The organism is Sphingomonas sp. Leaf208 (genome assembly GCF_001421415.1).
In the GTDB taxonomy this organism is placed as follows: Bacteria; Pseudomonadota; Alphaproteobacteria; order Sphingomonadales; family Sphingomonadaceae; genus Sphingomonas.
On the sequence record NZ_LMKH01000002.1, the window covers coordinates 20,937 to 43,763 of the forward strand.

Below are 22,827 nucleotides of genomic sequence, written 5' to 3' on the forward strand. Positions count from 1 at the left end.
CCATGCAGAGCTTCGGACTGACGGTAGACAAGTTCCTCGACCACGCCGGCAAATGGTTCGGCGATCACGAAGTGGTCTGGGCGGAGAAGGGCGTTCCGGTCGCACGCTTCGGCTATGCGGACCTGCGCGAGCGGGCCAACCGATTGTCGGGCGCGCTGGTCGCGCTCGGCGTTCAGCCGGGCGACCGGATCGGCACGCTGGCCTGGAACACGCGGGATCATCTCGAAGTCTATTACGGAGTGATGGGAATTGGCTGCGTCTGCCACACGCTCAACCCGCGACTGACTCCGGCGCAGTTGGCGGCGATGATCAACGAGGCGGACGACCGTATCCTGGCGGTCGCGACCGACATGATGCCGCTGATCGCCCAGATTCTCCCGCACTGTCCCGGTGTCCGGCACGTCATCGAACTGGACGATGACGAGGCAGAGCCAACGAACGGCACGACCTGGTCAAAACAAGCCTTGGTCGCGGCGCATGGCACGCCCGTAAACTGGGGCGCGTTCGACGAGAACGCGCCTGCGGGGCTCTGCTACACGTCGGGCACCACGGGGCGGCCGAAGGGCGTTCTCTACACGCACCGATCCAACTATCTGCACACGCTTCGGGCTCTGCAAGCTGATGTCGTGGGACTGACGGCACGCGACGTGCTGCTGCTCGCGGTCCCGATGTTCCATGCCAATGGCTGGGGACTGCCGTTCGCGGCGCCCGCGGCGGGCACAAAGCTGGTCCTGCCCGGTCGGCATCTTGACGGCGCCAGCCTAGCGCAGATCATGCGCGACGAGGCAGTGACGGTGGCGGTCGGCGTGCAGACCGTATGGCTCGGGTTGGTCGATCATCTCGATCGCACGGGCGAGGACCTACCATCGCTGGAACGCGTGATCATCGGCGGGTCGAACTGTCCCGATGCATTACTCGATCGTCTCCAGACGCGGCTCGGCGCGCGGGTGCAGACGAGCTGGGGCATGACGGAGCTTTCGCCGATCGGGACGATATCACCGGCCACCGCCGCGCCGGGATCGTCTGGGTCCGCAGGCCCGCCGCCACTCGGGCTGGACCTCAAGCTGACCGATGTAGACGGCGTTGGCCTTCCCGAACAGCGCGGCATGCAGGGGCATCTGAAGGTGAGGGGGGCGAGCGTCCTGGATCGATATTTCGACGCCGATACGGTGGCGCTCGACGACGAGGGCTATTTCGACACGGGCGATCTCGCGACCATCGACTCGGCCGGCAACCTCACCATCTGCGGCCGTGCGAAGGACCTGATCAAGTCGGGCGGCGAGTGGATCAATCCTGCCGAGATCGAGGCGATCATCGGCGCGCATGCCTCCGTACGGCACGTCGCTGTGATCGGGCGACCCGATCCGCGCTGGGGTGAGCGTCCGTTACTGGTTGTGGAGGGTGAACCGAGCAACGACGCCCGCATGTTGCTGGACCTGCTACGCGGGAAAGTCGCCGACTGGTGGATCCCCGACCGCGTCGCAATGGTCAGCATGATGCCGCTCGCGTCGACCGGCAAGATCGACAAGACCCGGCTCCGCACCGACTATGAGCAGGGGCTGATCGTCGCCGAGCAGGTGTGACGGCGTGCCGCTAGTCGCAAGTCGCGACCGGCGGCAGGTTCGGCGCGGCCAACCCGACGTTCCAGTTCCACCCGATCTTGCCGGTCGCGCGACGCCGGCACATCACGCTCTCGTTCAGCGCAAACATCCCCGGCATCAGAGTCTGCTGCACCACCGGTGTTGCGCCGAAATGCATATAGCTCTGGTTCGCGTCATAGGCGGGCCACCGCGCGGCGTTGCGCGCGACAGGCTTGCCGTCGCGAACGAAGCTCGCCCAGTAATCGATCATCGCATCCGACAATGCCCGTTCGCCCTCGGTATCCGGCACCTTCGGCCAGCGCGGCGGCGTGCCGTCGAAATTGCCGAACACGAACGGCAGTTCGCTCGCATGAAAGGCATGAAGACCGGCTTGGTCAGCAGCGGGATAGCCGTGATCAAAAAGATAAAGATACGCCGGGACGCCCAGCGCCGCCTGCTTCCGCACCAGCCGCTCCGCAGTCCAGCCATATAGCGCGTCGCGTGTCGTTGCGAGAATGCTCTCTGGATAGCTGCTGGCGGGATAAAGCCGCAGGAACGCATCGGACAGGTCACCGTAGCGGTCGCGGATCGTGCGCTCATACGCCTCCGCGGTCTGCGGCGGCTTGGGCGCGAGCATCTTCAGCGAGCGGATCTCCCCCTGGTTGAAGCCGGCGAGCACGGGCACGGCCGCCTGCTTGCCCTGGTCGAACGCGTCCACCATCTGCTGCGGCAGCACCGCGCCATCGACCACGCCGAACGGCGCGAAGCCGAGCTTGGCGGAGGTATCCGTAAGCGCTTGCGCGTCCATTGCGCGGAGGCTCTCGACGTCCGGCATCTGCAACGCACCGGACAGCAATTGTCCGCCGCCTTCGCCTGACGGCGCACCGAACACGCTTTTGCGCAATTCAGGCATCGAGATCATGTATGAACTCTCCGCGATCGCCTTGGCGAACAGACCGTGCGCCGCGGGCGACGTCATCAGGTACAGCGCGCTCAGACCGCCGGCGGACTCGCCCGCGATCGTCACGTTGCGCGCATCGCCGCCGAACGATCCGATGTTGTCGCGCACCCATTTTAGCGCGGCGATCTGGTCGAGCAGGCCGTAATTGCCCGATACGCGCTGCGACGACTCACGGCTCAGCCACGGATGTGCAAGCCAGCCGAGCACTCCCAGCCGGTAGTTGATCGAAACGACGATCACCCCGCGCTCGGCGAACTTCCGGCCGTCATAGGTCGGCTCGCGGCTAGATCCGGTGACGAGTGCACCGCCGTGAATCCACACCATTACCGGCGCATTCTTCGCGTTGGCGGGCGTCCAGACGTTGAGCGACAGGCAGTCTTCACTGACGGGCATCGGCGGACCCGAATAGATCGTCGTGGTGCCGCCCTGGGGCTGCACGCATGCCGGCCCGAAATCGATCGCCGGACGCTCGCCCGACCAGCGCGGCAGCGCGACAGGCGCACGCCAGCGCAGTTTGCCGATCGGCGCGGCTGCATAGGGAATGCCTTTGAAGACGCGGACGTCGCCTGCGGCCGTGCCCAACACGCGGCCTGCAGGCGCATCGACGACGGGCGCTCTATCTGCTGCAAAGACGGGCGTAGCGCTCGCGAGCAGGAGCGAAACCAGACCGTGATACGCCTTCATATGCGGGACTCCTGACGGGACAGCGTGCGCGCGAGCCAGAGGAACAGGCCGATCGCGACTGCGTAGAATGGGGTGAGCGTGTAGAGCGACAGCTGCAGCGGATTGGTCGCGCCGCGTGCGGCGAACCAGTCGCTGGCGGCACCGACCCAGGTCGGCCCCAGGCCGAGGCCGATGAAGTTCATCACCAGCAGCAGCAACGCACCCGCCAGCACGCGCTGGTTGGGCGCCGCTTCCTCCTGCACCAGCGTCACCGAGCAGGAGAGGTAGAAATAGTTGAAGAACATCACGATCGTCAGCAGGACAAGGGCCAGCGGCCAGGTCGGTGCCCAGACGAACGCCAGGTAGAACGGCATCGACACCGCCAGGGACGCTGCCGGCGCGATCGCGAAGACGCGGCGCGATCCGCGGGTGAAGCGGTCGATGATCCGCCCCGACGCGATCATCCCGCCGCCCATTCCGACCACGATCGCGACGGCGTACCAGATCGCGATCTCGGGCAGCGTCATGCCCTTCTCCCGGATCAGGAACAGTACCGCGAAATTGCCGAGGCCATAGGTGACGAACTGCGTTGCGCCGCTGCCGAACGCGGCCAGCGTCATCACCGGGTTTGCGAAGAACGCCTTTACCGTGCCCCAGAACGGCGCACGGTCGCGCGTGACTGCATCGCCGTCGGTCGCACCGTCCCGCGCCGGCTCGCGGATTATGAACGGCAGGGCGATGGCGGCGACGATGCCGACGATGCCGATCGTGATGAACGCGTCGCGCCAGTCATAGGCCGCCGCGATCGACGCGCCGAGTGCGATCCCGAGCGCCGCACCGATCGGTGGGCCCAGATTGTAGATGCCGAACGCCACGCCGCGCTTGCCCGGTGCGAAGGTATCCGTAATCAGCGCATAGGAGGGCGGGACGCCGCCCGCTTCGCCGAACCCGACCAGCATCCGGCCGGCCATCAGTTGCGGATCGTACGCGCCATGCCGCACGCGATCGTCGCCGCGCTCCAGATCGCGCAGGCGAGCGTCAGGATGCCGACCTTGCTCGTACGGTCCGCCAGCCAGCTGACCGGGATCGCGATGAAGCAATAGAACATTGCGAAATACAGTCCACCGATCGACCCGAGTTGGCCATCGGTGATATGCAGCGAATCTTGGATCGGCTTGGCGAGGATACCCAGCAGCTGTCGGTCGAGGAAGTTCAGCACGTAGACGAACGTCAGCATCGCCAGCACGATGCCAGGGCGTCGGGCACGCTTGGTAGCCGGGCATTGCGCCAAAGGTATCATCGGCTGCGACTCCGACGTCGCAACGCTGCTCAGGATCGCCATCAACCTCTCCCACTTGGCGTGGATTATGCGGCGAGAATGATGGACCTTTTCGAGGCTGTCAATGGACACTCTCTCGCGTGTGAACACCCGGATGCGAGCGAGCAGAGCTTGACGCATGCGGCATTAGGCGGGAGTGATCGGGACGTGACGCAAACCGAAAAACCCGCCCGCCGCTCGCGCAAGGCCGATCAGCGTGCCGAGACCATGGAACAGATCTTCGACGCGGCAGAGGAACTATTCTCGAAGCACGGCTTGCACGGCGTCACGCTGAAGGATGTCGCCAAGCAGGTCGGTGTTCACCATACGCTGTTGAACTATTATTTCAGCGACAAGAAGGCGCTGTTCGACGCGGTATTTTCGCGGCGCGCCGCTGTAACCAGCGAACGCCGGATGAAGGCGCTGGACGACTATGAGCGCGCGGCAGGCGACGCGCCGACCGTCGAAGGCGCGCTCCATGCGTTCCTCGACACCGATCTCGACACCTATATCGAGGGCGGGGAGGGCTGGAAGAACTATGCCAAACTCGGTGCGCAGGTCGCGAACACGCCCGAATGGGGCGCGGACCTGATGGACCAGCATTTCGATCCGGTCGTCTTGCGCCTCATCGAACTGCTCAAGCGCGCGCTGCCCAATTGCCCCGAGGACCGCATCTTCTGGGGCTATCACTTCGTCACCGGCGCGCTGATGCTCACGCTCGCGCGCACCGGCCGGATCGACAAGCTGTCTGGTGGCCTTTGCCATTCGGACGACTTCCCCGCGGTGAAGGAGGTCATGGCTAATTTTATGGCTGCCGGCTTCCGCTCTATCTGCAGCTAGTGACCGCCGACGCAAAGCACACAATTGCATCACGCCTCTTATTCGCTATCACGTGAGCGAATAAGAGGCGTGAGAGGATTGGCGATGCTTGATGGAAAAACCGCGATAGTCACGGGCGCGGGCGGCGGTTTGGGTCGAGCCCATGCACTCTACCTCGCCAGCAAGGGCGCGAAGATACTGGTGAACGACGTAACCGCGGTCGCCGCCGAACGCGTCGCGCAAGAATTGCGGGATAGCGGCGGGACGGCGCTGGCATACGCGGCATCCGTCACCGACGAGGCGGCGAGCGAGACGATGGTCAGCACGGTGCTCGACGCGTGGGGGCATATCGACATCCTCGTCAACAACGCCGGCATCCTGCGCGACAAGAGCTTTGCCAAGATGACGATCGCCGACTTTCGCACCGTGGTCGACGTCCACCTGATGGGCGCGGCGATCTGCAGCAAAGCCGTCTGGGAGCCGATGCGCCAGCGTGGTTTCGGCCGGATCGTCATGACTACCTCCTCATCCGGGCTGTACGGAAATTTCGGACAGGCGAATTATGGTGCGGCGAAGATGGCGCTGGTCGGCCTGATGCAGACCCTGGCGATCGAAGGCGAGAAGTACGGTATCCGCGTCAACTGTCTGGCGCCAACCGCTGCGACGGGCATGACCGAGGGGGTGCTGGACTCGGAAAGCCTGAAGATGCTCGCACCGGAGCGCGTCTCCCCGGCATTGTTGTCCTTGTTAGGCGATGACGCACCCACGCGCGCGATCCTGTGTGCAGGTGCAGGCCATTTTGCGGTCGCGAATATCACGCTTACTCACGGAACCTACGTAGGTGCCGCGGATGACGCTGGCGAACAGGTCATCGAACGATGGAACGAGATAGCCGATCGGACTGACGAGGCCGTCCCCGCTTACGGGTTTGTACAGGCAGAACGCGAGGTTGAAGCGGCGAAACGGGTCGGATGAACAAACGTCCGATATTGAGGAGCTGATAATGCCTCTCGAACGTCCGGAACTGGGTCTAGCGTCACCTAACGAGCCGAAATTATTCTTAATCTTCGGCCCAGCGCCTGAGCAGGTTGGACTGCGTCTTTGCCAGCAAGTCCAGTTCGGACGTCTTGCCAAGGCGGTCGAACAGGGCGTGCCGTGCCGTTTCGAGATCGAACAAGAGTTCGCGGGCATCGGCATCGCGGATCAGGCTGCGCACCCAGGTTACGGCGGCTAGACGCTCGCCGGAGACGACGGGCGCGACTCGGTGCAGCGCCGTCGTCGGATAGACCACGGCATCGCCCGCCGCGAGTTTTACGTCCTGTTCGCCCGCCGCGGACTCGATCACCAGTTCGCCGCCTTCGTACGTGTCGGGTTCCGACAGGAAGATCGTGACCGAAACGTCGGTGCGCATGCCGCCCATGATCGCGTCGTCGACATGGCTGCCATAGGCCATGCCCGGTTCGTAGCGGCTGAACAGCGGCGGGCGAACCACGTGCGGCCGGGTCGCCATCCGGAACAGTGGATTCGCCAGCAGTCGATCGATCACGAGGTCCTGCATGTTCGCCAGCAACGGGTCGGCACGGTCGACCTGTTCGTTGCGCTTGACCGGGCGGGCCTCGCGACCGGCCGTCCGGCGCCCGTCGACATAGCGGGTCTTGCCAAGATTATCTCGTAGCGACTGGAGATTGTCGGCGTCCAGAACGTTGGCAATCATGATCAACATCAGGGTTCTCGCAGCATCGACAGGATGTCGGACCGGCGCCCTACCAGTCCCAACCAATGCGGCCAACGCGTTGGCGAGTAAGGAATTAGTATGCGTACGAAATTGTGGATGGGCGTCGGTGCCTTCGTGGTCGCGCAATCCGGCCAGGCGATCCTGACACAGGCGGCAGCCAAACCACTGGCGCCGTCGGTCGACCAGGTCGGCGAAGGCGGCGAAAACGAGCGCGGCGAGGGTGAAGGCGAAAGCGAGGGGCGCCACGTCGTGCGCTCGACCAAGTCGCGCCAGGTCGTCCGCAATCCCCGTCGCGCGCGTGCCGCGCAACAGCATGCCGGTCAGCGCGGCGAAGGCGAATATGAGGGCGGTGAAAACGAGAGCGGCGAAGGCGAGGGCGAACGCTGATCGCCGGACATAAGCGAGGATGAGCCGGTCCGGCATCACGCGCAAGCTCATATGGGCGGCGGCAGCGTTGTGCGTCTGCGTCCTGATCTTCGCGATCTTCGCATACCGACCGGCAATCGCAGCCGTGACGCGCCCCGATCCTCGTCTGTTCGATCCGGCGCTCGTTGCGAGCGGCGCTAATCTGGCCCGGCTGGGAAATTGCGTCAGTTGCCACCAGTCTGCAGGTGGGCGTCCGTATGCAGGCGGGTATCCGGTCAAGACGCCGTTCGGAACGATCTACGGCAGTAACATTACGCCCGACCCGGCGACGGGAATCGGTGCGTGGTCTCCGGCCGCGTTTCGACGCGCGATGCATGAGGGCGTCGGGCGTGACGGCAGCCATCTATATCCCGCCTTCCCATACACCCATTATGCGAACGTGACGGAGAGCGATTTGGGGGCGCTCTACGCGTTCCTGATGACCCGACCGGCCGTGCGTTCGGTGCCGCCGGCCAACACGATGATCCCGCCGCTTGGGTTTCGTCCCGTTCTTGCCGGTTGGAAGCTGCTGTTCTTCCGACCGCAGCCGATCACGCCCGACGCCAGCCAGTCTGCCGTCTGGAACCGGGGACGCTACATCGGCGAGACGCTGGCGCACTGCACCGCCTGTCACAGTCCGCGTGGGCTTTTTTCAGCAGGAGAAGCGCGGCGCGCAGGCTTATGACGGCGGTTGGTCGGGTGGTTGGTATGCGCCCCCGATCAATGCGCATTCGCCTGCGGTACAGGCCTGGACGGTAGAGCGGCTCGATGCCTATTTTCGCACCGGGCTGAGCACCGTGCACGCCGCCGCAGCCGGCCCGATGGGGTCGGTAACCCATAACTTGGCCCGTGCAGCGCCGACCGACGTTCGTGCGCTCGCGATCTATTATGCGTGGCAGATGCGCGACGCGCCTGCTGCACGGTTAGAGCCGCCGCTGCCCGATCGCCAATCCTTGGCGTCGCAGGGTCACCCGGACGGCGCGCGGCTCTACGAGGGGGCCTGCGTAGTATGCCACGAGCCGGGCGCGGCGATGATGGTTGCGGGACGTCCAGCCTTGCCGCTCGGTACGCCGCTGCACGAGGACAACCCGCGTGATACGATCCAGATTGTCCTGAAGGGTCTCCATCCGCCCGTCTCCCCGCGTGGGCCCTATATGCCGGCGTTCGCCGATGCTCTCGACGACCGGCAGGTGGCGGAAATCGTCGCGTATCTCCAAATGCGCCACGGTACCGGACCGGCGTGGGAGAACCTCGAGAAAGACGTCGCCAAGGCACGCAAGGAGGGCGAATGATCGACCTGACCGTCAATGGCGTGACGGAGCTCGTGGATATCGATCCCGCGACACCGCTGCTCTACGTGCTGCGCGACGATCTGGGGCTCCATGCTGCGAAGTTCGGGTGCGGGTTGGGCCAGTGCGGCGCGTGCACCGTGCTCGTCGACGACCAGCCGGTGTTCTCCTGCGTCCTCCCCATCGGCGCGATCGGCACGCGAAAAGTCACGACGGTCGAGGGACTGGGCACGGCCGCCAAACCGAGTGACGTCCAGCGCGCCTTTCTCCACGAACAGGTGGCTCAGTGCGGCTATTGCATCCCCGGCATGATGGCGCGTGCGGAAGGACTGCTGCGCAAGACTGTGACGCCGACCGAGGACGAACTGCGGACGGCAATGGCACCCTCGCTCTGTCGGTGTGGGACACACATGCGGATTTTGCGCGCGGTGCGGAGGGCAGCGGTGATGCGCGGCGGCGGCGTGGTCGATGCCGCGGAACCCGTGACGTGAGCGGCGAGGCGTCACGCCGCGACGTGCTGTGCGGCTTGCTCGTCGCATTCTCGCTCGCGCCGTCCACCGCGTTGGCGCAGACCGGTGGCGGCGAGGGTAGTGGCGGACCGCCGACAATCGCGCCTGACCTACCGGGGACACTGGCCAAGTTCCCCGATCTCGACGCCTGGATCCGGATCGCACCGGACGGTCGCGTAACCGTGTTCACGGGCAAGGTCGAACTCGGCACCGGTGTGAAGACCGCGATGGCGCAGCTTGCCGCCGACGAACTCGACGTCGCGATCGACCGGATCGACCTCATCACCGCGGACACGGGCCTGACACCGAACGAGGGCGTGACCGCGGGGAGCCAGACGCTCGAACAGAGCGGCGCCGCGATCGCCAATGCCGCCGCCAATGTCCGTCTGTTGTTAGCCGAGGCAGCCGCGACGCGGTGGGGCGTGATGGCGACCACGCTGTTCACGCGCGACGGTTCGGTGCTCAACGGGCAGGGAAAGCGCGCGACCTATGCGGAGTTGGCCGCATCCATCTCGCTCGCAGTGCGCGCAAGGGCGGACGTACCACGCAAGCGTCGGGAGGCTCGGCGGCTGATCGGGCGGCCGGTACCGCGCGTCGACCTGTCAGCCAAGCTGACCGGTTTGCCAAGCTATGTGCATGACATGCGGCTGCCCGGCATGGTGCACGCCCGGGTCCTGCGCGGACCGTCATCCGGCACGCAGCTGACGCCCGATCTTTCTGCGCTGCGCCGGCAACCGGGTGTCGCCAGGGTCGTGCAGGTCGGCCGTTTCGCCGCAATCGTCGGGCCGCGCGAATGGCCGCTCGAGCAGGCGCTTCGCGTGGCCAATCGCGGCCGCTGGGTGCGCGATCCGTCGGTGCCGGCGTTGTTCCCGATGCCGGCCGGGCTGCTGGACATGCGGCGGGAAAGCCAGGTGATCGACAACCGCCGCGATAACCCCGGAGCGCGCGGCGTCCAGCGGCTGTCTGCGCGCTATGACAGGCCCTATCTGATGCACGGCGCGATCGGGCCGTCCTGTGCGGTGGCACTGTTTGCCAAGGACCAGCTGACGGTGTGGACGCATAGTCAAGGCGTCGAGCCGCTTCGTCAGGCGATCGCCGAACTGCTCGCGATACCCGCCGACCGCGTCCGGTGCGTCCACCGCGAGGGGGCAGGGTGCTACGGGCATAACGGTGCGGACGATGTGGCCGGGGACGCTGCGCTAATCGCCCGCGCGATGCCCGGCGTCCCCGTGCGGCTGCAATGGAGCCGCGAGCAGGAACATGGCTGGGAACCGCTCGGCCCGGCGATGGTCGCGCAGGTTGACGCGACGCTCGATGCATCGGGACGGATCGTCGACTGGCGGCATCAGGTGTGGAGCAATACGCACAGCACGCGACCGGTCGCGGCGGGCGATCTTCTCGCCGGTGCCGAAGTCGTACCGTCGTTCAAGCCGACCCCGCCGAAACCGATCCCGCAGCCCAATGGCGGCGGCGACCGCAACGCAATCCCGCTGTACCGCTTCCCCAACCAGACCATCGTCAGCCATTTCCTGCCCGACATGCCGGTCCGCGTCTCGGCGCTGCGGGGCCTGGGCGCGCACCTGAACATCTTCGCGCTCGAAAGCTTCATGGACGAGCTGGCGGCGGCGGCGGGAAAGGATCCGGTCGCGTTCCGGCTGGCGCACTTGGACGATCCACGCGCGGCTGCTGTGATCCGGCAGGCCGCAGCGCGGTTTGGCTGGGCGCGATACCGATCCGCCCCCAATCGCGGGCGGGGCTTCGCCTTTGCCCGCTACAAGACCCACGGGGCCTATTGCGCCATCGCGCTCGACGTAGAGCATATCCCCGACGAGGGCCGGCTGATCGTCCACCGCGCAGTCGCTGCCGTGGACAGCGGCGAGGCCGTCAACCCGGATGGCATCCGCAACAAGGTGGAGGGCGGGATCGTCCAGTCGCTGAGCTGGACCGCCTTTGAAGCGGCCGGGCGCGACGGGGCGCGCCGGACCGATTACGACTGGAGCACCTATCCGATACTCCGGTTTGCCGATGCGCCACGCAGCGTAACCGTAGAGGTCATCGATCGGCCGGGCACGCCTTTCCTCGGGACCGGTGAATGTGCCCAGGGACCGACCGCGGCTGCGCTGGCGAATGCTCTGGCTTCAGCGACGGGGGGGCGGCTGCGAAGTATGCCTTTGATCGGCCGGTCGTTGCCGCAGACGTAACCGTTAGACCCTGCACTTCAGCCAAGACTTCATACCTACCGACTTGGGATCGGGTGCCGCTCGACATCGTTACCTCAGCGTGTCGCGAGCGTTCCCTCGCGAGAATAGCTGAAAGGCCGATGCCGATGAACGCTGCCGAAGTCTTCACGACGCTGGACGTCGAGTTGAAGCCCGATCCGTCGCGCACCGTTATCCGGCCATTCAGCTTCGGCTATCCGCAAGCGTTCGAGGCGGACCGCCCGCCCCGCAGCCAGGTCGTCGTGGACCGCGTCCGGGCGCTGGACGATACGATGCGCCAAAGGATGCGCGACCTGCTGCTGACCCCCATGCGCGAGCGCCACCGCAACGCCGAGCAGGTCCTGCTGCGTCGTTTCGATGAGGTACGGCAGGACATAGGGGACGGCGACTTCAACAAGGACGAACGGCTGATCATCGGCGCCTATTTCAGCCAGGAATACGCGTTCGAGTCCGCCGCGCTCTTCAACCCCAGCATCGTTTCACTGACGGATGAAGAACCGTCCGTGCCGGGCGCGGTCCGCTTCGTCATGTCGCTGCGCGGCATCGGCGAAGGTCATATATCGTCGATCACGTTCCGTACCGGCGAGTGGGGACCGGGCGATCGGCTGGTGATCGATCCGGCCAGCGCGCACGGCGTCCCGCCGCGCATCGAGCGGCAGGATGACGGGTGGGTCCGCCTGCTCTGCGAAGACAGCCGGGATGCGTCCGAAACCGTCATCTTCCCGGTCTTGCCGAGCCAGCGACAGGGCATAGAGGATCTGCGACTGGTCAACTTCACCGATCACGACGGGGTCCGCAGCATCATCGGCACGTACACCGCGTTCGACGGCAAGGACGCGCGCCAGGAAATCCTGCGCGGGGTCGACCTGCGCCGGGTCGAGATGAGAGCGCTCGCCGGCGCCATGACCGGCTACAAGGGAATGGCGCTGTTCCCGCGACGGATCGACAACCAGTTCGTGATGCTGGGCCGCCAGGACAGCGAGAATATCTGGCTGCTGCGATCGAACGACCTCTACACGTGGGAAACCGGAACGCCGATCATGGCGCCGAAATACCCCTGGGAGTTCGTGCAGCTGGGCAATTGCGGATCGCCGATCGAGATCGACGAGGGCTGGCTGGTGTTCACGCACGGCGTCGGCATGGTCCGGGGATATTGCATCGGTGCCTGCCTGCTCGACAAGGAAGATCCGTCGAAGGTGCTCGCCCGCACGGCATCGCCGTTGCTGTTTCCCAGCGCGGAACAACGCGGGGGCTATGTACCGAACGTGACCTATAGCTGCGGTGCGCTGATCAGAGATCGCCGCATCTTGCTGCCCTACGCGATCGGCGACGAGTATTCGGCGTTTGCCGTGGGAGACGTGGATGACCTGCTTTCGGTCATGATCGACAATTGATCCGGCGTGGCGCAGGCTGGCGTTTTGAGCAGTGGAACCTGGCAATTTCACCAGCTACGATTGAGCGACAGATATCGCGTTTGGAAGTTGGTAAGCGGCCATTCCGGTTTCGTCTCCCTGACAGCCGGTTTGATAGCCGAGTATGGATTCTGCCCGTCCTTGGCGTGCAACGGCAGCATGCGCGGTAGACAGGAACGCGAGAAGGAAAGGAGCCATCCGGCCGAGTGACCTTCGCATTGCTGGCAAAACCGCTGAAACCGATCTGATAAATCCTGCTGGCCCGTGAGCAGGCGGTCTCGACGTAGATCGCCATGAAACGGGCGGGGCAGAGGAATAGCATCTTTCGCCGCCGCGTCTTGGCATGACAGCCGTCGGAGTCGCTATCGCACCCCGTTACCCTCGGATAGAACATGCCGGGCGAAGTCTCGCCGGATCCCAACCAGCTTGGGGTCGATATAGCGTTGGCAGAACGGTCGGGTCGGATCGGTACGGTAATAGTTGCGGTAGCGCTCTTCCGATGACCGGAACCCGACGAGCGGCAGCACCTTCGTCCGCACAGCGCTGTCAACTTCGTGCCTGAGCCGGGTAATCACCGTATCCGCCAGATGCCACTGGTCAACATCTCCAAAATAGACAGCGCTGCGGTAACGCCCATTCGGCGAATAGCCGCTGTTCGCCGAATGGGTGCGCAGATGGACCTCAATCAGAATGTCGAGCGAAATTACCCCGGGATCGAATCGGACCATCACTCCTTCGGCCCAGGCATCGTCGGGTGCGGTCGATTGCAGAAAGCCTTGATTGACCTGGGAGACGCCGCGCAGGATTTGAAACACGCCTTCGGTGCACCAATGACACCCGCCGCCGAAGCCCGCCGTCTCCATGCTCACATTCTCCATCCGGTCCGGCGAGATGCCCTTCCGCTTTCTGCGTTCAATTGCGGTAACGTGTAGCGCTGGTCGGATAGTGGCCTGGCATCGGCCGGGCCGTCTTCCCGACCGGGCTTGTCCGCCGACGGCGCTGACCGATACCGGCCCGATTATAACCGCTAGACAACATCTGAACGAACGGCTGGTTTCGAGATACGCTCACGTCACGCTGAACGTCCACTTGTGGGCCCAGATATAAGGCTAGCGTCTGCCACGCTCTTGAGCGAGTGTCAGAAATGCAATGACGCCTGCCGTCAAAGCTGAAAATGCTGCGAGCAGGGCTGCGGTATGGAACGCCTCGGTCAACTGTACGACCGATGCGGCCACAACGGCACCGGCCAGCGCCGTTGCGATCAAGCCGCCGGTTCGCGCGATCGCGCTGTTGAACCCCGATGCGGTGCCGGTGTGGTGATCGTCTACGGACGACAGAACTGCGGTCGTAAGCGGAGCGACCGCGCCGGCCATCCCGAGCGCGATCACCACCAGACCGGGCAGCACGTTACTCCAATAGCCGGCCCCCGGGTCGACGGTCGCCATCAGCGCGAAACCGACACCGGTAACGATCGGACCGATCGTCAGCGGCCAGCGCGGTCCGATCCGCTCGCTCAATCGTCCGGCAAAGCGCGATGCGGTGCCAATCATGATCGAAAAGGGGAGCAACGCGAAGCCCGCCTGGGTCGGCGTGTACCCGCCGCCGACGATCAACAGATACGGCAGCAACACCAGCAATCCGCCCAGCGCACCGTACAGCAGCAGAGTCAGCAAGGTCAGCCCGACGAATGGGCGTGATGCGAACAGCGTCAGCGGCATCATCGCGCGGTCGCCTAAACGGTGCTCCTGGCCGACGAACGCGACCAGCAGAACGATGCCGATGCCCAGGCCCGCACCGATTTTCGGCGACAGGACATGACCGCTCGACCACAGGGTCAGCGCCCATGTCAGGATACCGAGCGCGGCGGTTACCAAGATCGCGCCGAGCCAATCGAGTGGTTGCTCGCCGGGATTGCTCTCCTCGACATAGCGTAGGGCAACCACGATCGCTGCCGCCGCGACAGGCAGATTAAGGTAGAAGATCGTCCGCCAGCCCAGCGTATCGACCAGCCAGCCCCCAAGCGGTGGACCGACGGCGCTGGCTATCGCGCCGGCTGCGGCCCATGTCCCGACCGCTCGCCCCCTTGCTTCGCCTTCGAACGAACTGCCGAGGATCCCCAGGCTGTTAGGCATCAGGATCGCGGCGCCAATGCCCTGCATTCCGCGCGTTACCAGCAGGATCGAAAGCGTCGGCGCCAGTGCGCAGCCAATCGACGCAAGCGCGAACAGGACTGTGCCGAGCACCAGCATCCGCCGGCGCCCGTAATGATCGCCCGCTGCGCCACCCAGCAGAAGCAGCGCCGAGAGCGGCAGCAGATACGCGTTGATGATCCAGGGAAGGTCTGACGCGCCGCCGCCAAGATCCTTGCCGATTGCGGGAAGCGCGACGTTGGTCACCGAGCCGTCGATAAAGGCGAGGCTTGAGGCCAGCATCGTCGCGGCGATCGTCCAGCCGGGATAGCGAACAGCCGTGGTCCGTGCTGTCCCTGCAGAAGGGGGGTCGCCAGACCCCGGCGGTGGCGCATTCATGGTTCGGTTTGACGGAAACAGCATGTCTCGTGGTCGTTCACGAGACCGCAGGCTTGCATCCAGGCGTAGACGATGACGGGACCGACGAACTTGAACCCGCGCTGCTTAAGCGCCGCGGATAGCGCTTCGGAGGCAGGCGAGCGGGTCAGCGCCTTGGCACCGTCGCCGATCACCGGCGCACCATCGACGAAACTCCAGACGAAGCCGCTGAAATCTTCGCCGGCGTCGCGCATTGCGAGATAGGCGCGGGCATTGCCGATCGTCGCTGCGATCTTGGCGCGGGAGCGGACGATACCGGCGTTGCTGAGCATCGCCGCGATGTCCGGCTCGCCGAACCGCGCGACGGTGTCCGGATCGAAGCCCGCGAAAGCGGCTCGGAATGCGTCGCGTTTGCGCAGGATCGTGATCCAGGCCAGCCCGGCCTGGAATCCGTCGAGCATCAGCTTTTCCCACAGCGCGCGCGGGTCACGTTCGGGCACGCCCCATTCGTCGTCGTGATACGCCGCAAGCAAAGGGTCGCCTTGCGCCCATCGGCAACGAGATAGCTCGGCGCGGGTCATGCCGGGCATTGCCGGGTCGTTGCTGTTGATTTGCATACTGGCCGGGACGATGCTCGCTCGGTGCCGGTGTGTCGATGCCGTTTGCCATCGCCAGCGCGGATCAGGTCTTGATGGCGTTAAGCAGTTCGGCGTTGATCTGGTCGAACCGGACTGATCGCAATCCTCGCTTTCAGGCCCTCTAGGCCGCTGATCGGCCGCCGAGCGTTGCCGCCCAGCCAGATGAACGAATGGATGAAGTTGGGATGCGGGGAAGGGCGTCGGAATGTCCGCTTGTGGGTCAATGCGCACCGGCACCCACGGGCTGCGGCAAAGGATCTCCGTAGAAGATGCCTCGGCCATCGGTCGCCAAGTAGACGCGGCCGAAGAGGCGAGGATCGCCCGTGATGACTCGGTATCTAAGACCCCATTGGTGCGCGTCGTCGTTAATCCGGAACCAGCGCGCGCCCGCGTCGGTCGAGCGCCACAGCCCGCCGAACGTCTTCGTGACCCCGAAGGCGTAGAGAGTCGGCACGTGCCCGCCGGGCGCCGCCTTGCCGAGACCGAAGCTCACGAAATACATGTCACGCAACACCGGATCGACTGGCGTGGACGCCACGAACGTTCGGGCACTGTCGCTGGTGTGGAAGAAGCGGCCGCCTAGGATCAGCCAGAGCTCGCCGGCCGTCCCCGGCGTTGCCGTTGCCATTGGTTGAAACTCCCGTGCCGCCGGGCGCGAGCTGGCAATGCCGGCCGGGAGTCCCTGCGCGGGTGCCTGCGTGAACGTCTTCGCCCCGTCACGACTGACGAAGATACGCGCGCGAGCATAGTCGATCGCGTACCAGGCAAGGGGGTCGACCTTGTCGGCGACCGCATAGGTGCGTTCCGGTAAACCCTTGGGTCGCCACCAGATCCGCCCCCTATCGGCCGTGGCGAGCGTCACTAACCCAGACACCAGGAAGGTGCTTCCATCCGCCGAAACAGTGATTGGTGCCTGGCCATCGGCGTCTATCCGCCGTGGCGCGGCGGACCCGATCGCGATTGGCGACGCCAGCATCTTATGCCAGCTGCGGCCTCCATCCTCCGACCAGCCGAGCGACGCCCCCTCAGGATCGGGGGAATAGCCTGATGCGCTCCGAACGATGATCTTGGGCGCCACGCCGGCATAATCGACATTGTTGGTCTGCGGCAGGTCGGGATCGGCAAAGGCCCGCTCCGGCGCGCGGTCGAGCCGATCGTGGACGAAGCCGTGCGTGTCGCCGATGCCGGAGATCAAGTGGGGCCCCTCGGGCGGACTGACGAGGCTGAGCGGCACCGCCTCTTCGATCCCGGCGACCCAGGGTCGCCAAACCATGTCGGCCTTGTCCGCTTGCTTGGTCCGGAACACCGTCAGCCCCGTGGCATAGGCAAGCGTGGCACCGTCGAACGGATCGAACGCCAGACCCGCGATCCAGCCGCCAAACCCGCCCTTGTCGAGCCGGAGCCAGGGCGCCGGCGAGAGATCGCGCAAACTCCGCTCCCGCAGGCTCGACCAGTGCGCGCCGCTGTCGGACGACAGCCAGACGGTATCGCGATGGTTCCAGCGATCGACCGTCGACACCGCCAGCCGGCCGGGATGGAGCCGATCGAGGCTGAGCCCCATGTAGCCGCCCTCGGCCTCGTCACCGCGCGCAGGCGTGATGTTCGTCCATCCGCCCGACCTCGGGTCGAGCTTCCAAACCTCACCTAGTGCGATCCCGTTCGGACCGATGTCGGAGCAGTAATCGATGTAGAGCAAGCCCTGTTGGTCTACGGCCGCCTTGACGGGCAGCATGGTCGAGGCCGGACCTCCGGTGATGGCGCTCCAGCTTCGACCGACGTCGGTCGAGCGGTACAGATGTTGCACCGTTGCGTCTGCGACGCCGGCATACATGGCGCGCGACCGGCCAAGGGCAGTTTCGCCCGGCGGGCCGAAGACGACGAAGGAGACGCCGCCATGGGTGTGGTTCGCGGCGGGACGGCCAAGCCCCTTCCACGGGAAGCTCTCGACCTTGTGCCACGTCCGGCCGCTGTCCTCACTGTCCCAAAGACCGTCGTGCCGCGATCCGAAGAACAGGTGCGTCCGCCGATCCGGATCGATCGCGAGGCGCTCGCCCAGCCCGCGACCATCCTCGTTGCCGCCCATGCTGAAGGGAACCGGCGTTATTTGCCAGGAAGCGCCGCGATCGGCGCTCCGCATGATCGCCGCAGGCTGGCCGGAGTACATGCCCACGGCGAGGTAAATGATGTCTGGGTCTACCGGGTCCGGCGCGATGCTTTCGACGCCCATGTAGCTGTTCTGCGCTTGGCCGTCCTGAAGCGCAATCCAGCGCTGCGTAAGGGCATCCCAGCGATAGGCGCCACCCACATCGGTGCGCAAATATGCAAGGTTCCTTTCGGCGACGCTGAACACGATGGCGGGCGAGAACCCGCCGCCACCAATTACGACATTGTTCCAATGGTACGGCAGTTGGGAGGGAACAGGCAAAGTGGGAGCGGCAGCGAGCGAAGCTGCCGCTAGTCCGAGAAGCGAGATAACGAGTTTCACGCGGTCACCCTCTCCGATTTTCCCAAGTTAGCGAAGCAGGATCGGGACGGATAGTCGAGACGTCACATATCGGCCTAGCCCTTGCCAGAAACGCTACACTCGGTTCAGGTGCTGATTCGTGGTTCAAAAACAACTGTGAACTGGTTCGTATCGTCGGATTAACGTCCGTCCGCTTTCGGCGCGGTACGGTCAATCGCGAACGGCCGTATGTGGGTCAGCGCGCCTTCGGCGACGTGGTCCCAATCTTTGTCGAGGGTTTACTATGTGGGGAGTAGACCGGCTGCATGAGAGCGAACTACTATCCAGGCGACGGTGCATCGCCATATGATATGAACCGGCTAGCCGACTTTTACCGCGACGCTGCTCATAGGTCCTCGGGTTCAATCCAGATCGGTGATCCGCTCAGCGCGGGACCGATGTGTCTACTGGCAATACATTCGATCGAGCTCAACCTCTCGGCGTATCTCCTGCTCCACGGCGTCACTTGGGCCGCGATCGCAAGATGGGCCACGATCTAGCGGCGCGTCTCGAATGCGCGGAAGGCAAGGGGTTGGTGCTCCGCCAACGAACTGCCGCTTACATCAGCGCGATGGCGCGGGACCGCGAGTATCTTGTCGCCAGATACGGGCCTGATTGCCTCTCCACTGCCTCGCAGATTAACAGACTGTTAGCGACGCTCGAGGAGGTTGCGCGAAAGGTGTCGCTGGCGGTGGCTGACGGTCCGCCTCCGCAGCCGATCCGCCTTCAGACATCATCCTCAAAGGTAGAGAGACGATCGGGCAACCACATGAACGATCGGCCGAAACCGGAGGGCGGTTGAGAGGCGGTGAACGGCCGTAATTGGGTTTTACCCCCAATTATTCGTCGCATGGCCGATCACCCATAATCTTTGCCCGCGCCGCCAACGACAGTAACGGTGAAAGTAGATCATCCGGGTCAAAGCGTCGACGTTTGGGTTCGCAGGATATGTCATCGAGTCGTGACTTCTAATGTCCCCCCTATGAGCAGATCCGCGTGCTGGAGGCGGAAGTTTGTAAGGGGCCGTCCGTTCAAGCGCGCGCGCGCGATCCGGCCGTTCTCGGGCCCGGAGCGCTGGATTGTCAGCGTGTGCCCATTGCCAAGTTCGATCGAGCTTCGAGCGAACACGGGTGTCGTCACGATATACCACGGTTCGCCCGGCACAAGCGGGTACAGGCCGAGCGTCGCGAACACGTACCACGCTGTCATCCCGCCGGCATCGTCGTCCATTCCGTCGGCAAAGCCCTGCGGCGACAGCGCGAAGCTGCGGCCGACGAACGGCATCGGCAGCTTGCCGCTGTTGGTATAGGGATGCGCGATCGGCTTGGTCAGGATCGTGTGGATCAGGTCGGCGGTGGCTTGCGGCTGGCCTAGCGCGGCGAACATCCAGGGGACCTGGATGTCGGGCTCGTTGGTCATGTTGAACAGGCCGGCATCGAAGAAATGGTCCAGTTCGCCGAGCATCCGTTCGCGGCCGACCGTCGCGGTCATCCACGGCAGGTCGAAGATCGGCGCCCAGCGATATTGCCACAAGGTGCCCTGATACAGCCCGCGCGCCTTGACCACGTCGCCGTCCGCGCCCGGCGTCTGGAACACCGATCGCCACATCGGGCGATAGCTCTGCGCCTTGGCGGTGAAGGTCCGCGCGAGATCGGTGCGGCTGAGATCGCGTGCGAGTTCGGCGGTCGCCCAATCGTCATACGCCGCCTCGATCTGCTCGTCCGGCGTGCCGCGCTTGAGCGTGTCGCTGTCCGCCGCCATTCCCGCCAGCGCGGCGTCCACGTCGATCGCGATGCCCTTGCGGTGCATGTCGAGCAGCGCGATCCCGGCGTGCTCGGTGCGGACCGTCAGGAACGGCTCGTGCGGGGTCGACCATTGCGCTTTGCCGCCCGCGTAGAGTGCGACCAGCGATTGAGCGATATCGGCGCTGCGCTCGGGCTGGAGCAATGCGAGCAACGGCATCTGGGTACGGTAATTGTCCCATAGCGACCAGTTGGCGTAGCGCGTCCGACCTTTAAGCGAAGTCTGTACCGCGCCCTTATTGTCGCGGTGGCGGCCGTCGGGATCGTCGATCGCGACCGGGGTTTCCATGACGCGGTAGAGCGACGTGTAGAACAGCGCGCGCTGGTCTCGCGAGCCGCTTAACGTGACGCGGCCTAGGATGCGGTTCCAGGCGGCGCGTGTTTCGCCCGCGACGGCGGCAAGGGACTTGCTATCGACTTCCGTGTCGCGAACCGATGCTGCACCGCGTCCGTCGACGGTCGACAGGCCGGTACGGATTTCGATTGCGTCGCCCGCTTTGCCGGTGATGTGGAGCGTTGCCAGATCGTTTGTACCAGCGGTCAGCGTCTGGTGGATCGGCCGTCCGTTGACGAGGATCCGGCTGGCGGTGTGGAGATGATAGGCACCTTGGTCACAGACCGTCCCCGCAACAAGGTCGGCGCGGAGGTCGTCGCTGGCGAGGCTGTCCCAGCTAGCCGCGAGAGGTTTTGAATAGCTGTGTCGCGGGTCGATCCGCAGGTCGACGGTGCCAGCTCGGGGGAGGGTGAAGCGCAGCACGCCGGCACCCCGCGTCGCTGTCATCTCGGCTTGGATGCCGCGGTCGTAGCGGACGCGGTAGGTGCCGGCGCGCGCGGTTTCGCTGGGTTTGTCGATTAGCGCCGGGCCGGTCTGGCCAGCATAGCGCAGCGAGATCATCAGGTCGCCGCCTGCGCCGCCGCAGCCGACACCGACGCCGCGGGTGTGCGAGAAGCCGAGCAATGTGGTCGCGGCGTGATCGTAGCCGGCATGGTTGGCCGGGCTGGTGTCGGGGCCGAGCTGCATCATGCCGAACGGTGCGACGGCGGCGGGGGAGAGTTGGCCGAAGTCGGCGAGCGTGCCCACGAACGGGTCGACTAGGTCGGCGGGGGTGTCCTGAGCGTTGGCCGCAGCGGGGGCCAGAAGGAGCACGAGGAGCAGCGGATATTTCAACCACGACGGCGAAGGCCGGGCCCCAATTGGAAACGCGGTCGTAATGGAGCGCGATCCCAAGTTACCGCCGTCCCCTAATTGGGCCCCGGCCTTCGCCGGGGTGGAACTAGAGAAGGTGTTTGTCGTGCTAGAGAATGCGTGCCTGAAATAATCGCTCATGGGTCGAGAGGATCGCGCGGATCTTGGCGTAGGGATAGCCGCGACGGTTCAAATTCGAGGTCGTACGCCGACAGCCGCCGCCCGACCGTGCCCGGCAGATACCCGAGCTCCGTGCGGTTGCGGTCGGTGAAGGTCCGGCTTTCGATGTATTTGCTCTGCTCGGCGTCGGTCACGATCAGCGTCGGTAGGTCGAGTGGGATGCCAAGCGCCACCATCCGCCGCGTCGCGTTGCGCAGGTTGGTTGTCGTATGCCGCGCATACGGCTCGAGAATGACGCAGTCAGACGGGATGCCATAGCGCTCGACCAGTGCGCGACGGATCTCAACCGCTTCGACGAACCGGGTGCCGCGCGGATGCACCGCGCTGCCCGAGACGAGGATGAACGGTGCGAGACCTTGGCGATAGCGTTGCGCCGCGAGCAGCGCGTGGAGCTTGCTACGTGGGCTGAGCGTGGTGCCGACGTCCTCGGGGCCGACGCCGGGGACGATCAGCAGCGCATAGCGGAACGCCTTCCAGTCGGTCCGCGGCGCGAGTGCGCGCGCACCGGCATTCTCACGCTGGTCGAGTGGTTCGAACCGCGTCGCGGCCGTCGCATCGTTGGCGTCGAGCAACGCCACCGCCAACCGCACGCTCGCTGCGATCGTCGCCGGCGGCGCATCGGACGCGGCGCGAGCGGTATCGATCGCGACCTTCACGCTATCGGTAAAGAAGGGCGTGTCGGTGGCGAAGATCGGGCCGTCGATTTTGGGATAGCGGCCCGGCAAGCCGAGGCCGTAGACCCGGAGCACGACGTTCAGTGCATCGAGTTCCTGGTTGATGCCGGCCGCTACAGAAAGGTCGGCATTCGACTTCGGCTGCGTGCCTTTCTTGGACAGACTGGGGACGACCATCGCCCGGTCCTGATCGGTCCAGATCGTCGCCTCGATCACGCAGGCGGGTACGTCACTGCACGCGGCAATCCGTCGCGCTCGCGTATCGAACGTCACGGTCGGCAGCCGGCCCAGCGCGCCGAGCATCGGGAACAGTCGCTCAGACAGCGTGTCGACCACCGTGTCGCTGACGGCCACCGGTGCAGGCGTCTCCGCCCACACCGGTGCAGCCGCCGTCATCGCCAGCGCCGCGACCATCAAACGCAAGCCC

Annotated in this window: 19 protein-coding genes; 9 read left to right on the forward strand and 10 right to left on the reverse strand. The window is 65.1% G+C overall.

The genetic code is table 11. The annotated features are described in order from the left end of the window. The first annotated feature begins 2 nt into the window (after window positions 1-2). Complete coding sequence (locus tag ASE69_RS03655; protein ID WP_056483152.1) at window positions 3-1,583, forward strand: AMP-binding protein; 1,581 nt, start codon at window positions 3-5, stop codon at window positions 1,581-1,583. Window positions 1,584-1,593: 10 nt separating this feature from the next. Here ASE69_RS03655 and ASE69_RS03660 read toward each other — a convergent pair whose 3' ends face one another. The 3 genes from ASE69_RS03660 to ASE69_RS22730 are packed head-to-tail and all read right to left on the reverse strand — an operon-like array spanning window position 1,594 to window position 4,546. Continuing rightward, window positions 1,594-3,225, reverse strand: coding sequence for a carboxylesterase/lipase family protein (locus tag ASE69_RS03660; protein ID WP_056483155.1), 1,632 nt, complete (start codon window positions 3,223-3,225; stop codon window positions 1,594-1,596). Further along, window positions 3,222-4,175 carry an MFS transporter gene (locus ASE69_RS03665; RefSeq protein WP_235518042.1) on the reverse strand — a complete coding sequence of 318 codons (954 nt, stop codon included), beginning with the start codon at window positions 4,173-4,175 and terminating at the stop codon, window positions 3,222-3,224. Before ASE69_RS03665 ends, ASE69_RS03660 begins: the two co-directional genes overlap by 4 nt. Continuing rightward, window positions 4,175-4,546: an MFS transporter gene (locus tag ASE69_RS22730; protein ID WP_235518045.1), complete on the reverse strand. Its 372-nt coding sequence runs from the start codon at window positions 4,544-4,546 to the stop codon at window positions 4,175-4,177. Before ASE69_RS22730 ends, ASE69_RS03665 begins: the two co-directional genes overlap by 1 nt. A 144-nt stretch (window positions 4,547-4,690) precedes the next feature. Between ASE69_RS22730 and ASE69_RS03670 the strand changes: the two genes are divergently transcribed. Together ASE69_RS03670 and ASE69_RS03675 are read left to right on the forward strand one after the other, a co-directional pair. Then, window positions 4,691-5,362 (forward strand): TetR/AcrR family transcriptional regulator, encoded by a 672-nt coding sequence (locus ASE69_RS03670; protein ID WP_056483158.1) that lies wholly within the window; start codon window positions 4,691-4,693, stop codon window positions 5,360-5,362. A gap of 84 nt (window positions 5,363-5,446) precedes the next feature. Beyond that, window positions 5,447-6,316 carry an SDR family NAD(P)-dependent oxidoreductase gene (locus ASE69_RS03675; RefSeq protein WP_056483161.1) on the forward strand — a complete coding sequence of 290 codons (870 nt, stop codon included), beginning with the start codon at window positions 5,447-5,449 and terminating at the stop codon, window positions 6,314-6,316. A gap of 85 nt (window positions 6,317-6,401) precedes the next feature. Here ASE69_RS03675 and ASE69_RS03680 read toward each other — a convergent pair whose 3' ends face one another. Beyond that, entirely contained in the window at window positions 6,402-7,064 is a 663-nt protein-coding gene (locus ASE69_RS03680; RefSeq protein WP_056483164.1) for a Fe2+-dependent dioxygenase, read from the reverse strand. A 90-nt stretch (window positions 7,065-7,154) separates the two neighbouring features. Here ASE69_RS03680 and ASE69_RS03685 point away from each other — a divergent pair, with 90 nt between their 5' ends. The 6 genes from ASE69_RS03685 (at window position 7,155) to ASE69_RS03710 (ending at window position 12,892) form a co-directional block, all read left to right on the forward strand. Further along, the gene (locus ASE69_RS03685) at window positions 7,155-7,463 is read left to right on the forward strand and encodes a hypothetical protein (RefSeq protein WP_156362121.1); all 309 of its coding nucleotides are present in this window, start codon (window positions 7,155-7,157) and stop codon (window positions 7,461-7,463) included. Window positions 7,464-7,482: 19 nt separating this feature from the next. Further along, a complete protein-coding gene (locus ASE69_RS03690) occupies window positions 7,483-8,166 on the forward strand; it encodes a c-type cytochrome (RefSeq protein WP_056483171.1) in 684 nt (227 codons plus the stop codon). Then, window positions 8,123-8,773, forward strand: coding sequence for a c-type cytochrome (locus tag ASE69_RS03695; protein WP_056483174.1), 651 nt, complete (start codon window positions 8,123-8,125; stop codon window positions 8,771-8,773). The genes ASE69_RS03690 and ASE69_RS03695 overlap by 44 nt, the downstream gene beginning before the upstream one ends. Beyond that, window positions 8,770-9,261, forward strand: a complete 492-nt coding sequence (locus ASE69_RS03700) for a (2Fe-2S)-binding protein (protein ID WP_056483177.1) — start codon at window positions 8,770-8,772, stop codon at window positions 9,259-9,261. Before ASE69_RS03695 ends, ASE69_RS03700 begins: the two co-directional genes overlap by 4 nt. Further along, complete coding sequence (locus ASE69_RS03705) at window positions 9,258-11,480, forward strand: molybdopterin cofactor-binding domain-containing protein (protein ID WP_056483180.1); 2,223 nt, start codon at window positions 9,258-9,260, stop codon at window positions 11,478-11,480. The genes ASE69_RS03700 and ASE69_RS03705 overlap by 4 nt, the downstream gene beginning before the upstream one ends. A 125-nt stretch (window positions 11,481-11,605) precedes the next feature. Further along, window positions 11,606-12,892 carry a glycoside hydrolase family 130 protein gene (locus ASE69_RS03710; protein ID WP_056483245.1) on the forward strand — a complete coding sequence of 429 codons (1,287 nt, stop codon included), beginning with the start codon at window positions 11,606-11,608 and terminating at the stop codon, window positions 12,890-12,892. Between the two features lie 380 nt (window positions 12,893-13,272). Here ASE69_RS03710 and ASE69_RS03715 read toward each other — a convergent pair whose 3' ends face one another. From ASE69_RS03715 to ASE69_RS03750, 6 genes are all read right to left on the reverse strand, one after another. Beyond that, window positions 13,273-13,773 (reverse strand): peptide-methionine (S)-S-oxide reductase, encoded by a 501-nt coding sequence (locus ASE69_RS03715; RefSeq protein WP_056483183.1) that lies wholly within the window; start codon window positions 13,771-13,773, stop codon window positions 13,273-13,275. A gap of 246 nt (window positions 13,774-14,019) precedes the next feature. Continuing rightward, on the reverse strand, window positions 14,020-15,342 hold the full coding sequence (locus tag ASE69_RS03720) for an MFS transporter (RefSeq protein ID WP_082452826.1): 1,323 nt from the start codon (window positions 15,340-15,342) through the stop codon (window positions 14,020-14,022). 92 nt (window positions 15,343-15,434) lie between these two features. Next, window positions 15,435-16,034: a DNA-3-methyladenine glycosylase I gene (locus ASE69_RS03725; protein WP_235518046.1), complete on the reverse strand. Its 600-nt coding sequence runs from the start codon at window positions 16,032-16,034 to the stop codon at window positions 15,435-15,437. Window positions 16,035-16,275: 241 nt separating this feature from the next. Further along, window positions 16,276-18,540, reverse strand: a complete 2,265-nt coding sequence (locus tag ASE69_RS03730; RefSeq protein WP_235518048.1) for a WD40/YVTN/BNR-like repeat-containing protein — start codon at window positions 18,538-18,540, stop codon at window positions 16,276-16,278. 969 nt (window positions 18,541-19,509) lie between these two features. Further along, window positions 19,510-21,507 (reverse strand): glycoside hydrolase domain-containing protein, encoded by a 1,998-nt coding sequence (locus tag ASE69_RS03745; protein WP_235518051.1) that lies wholly within the window; start codon window positions 21,505-21,507, stop codon window positions 19,510-19,512. A 176-nt stretch (window positions 21,508-21,683) separates the two neighbouring features. Beyond that, on the reverse strand, window positions 21,684-22,814 hold the full coding sequence (locus tag ASE69_RS03750) for a YdcF family protein (protein WP_235518063.1): 1,131 nt from the start codon (window positions 22,812-22,814) through the stop codon (window positions 21,684-21,686). Between the last annotated feature and the right edge of the window lie 13 nt (window positions 22,815-22,827).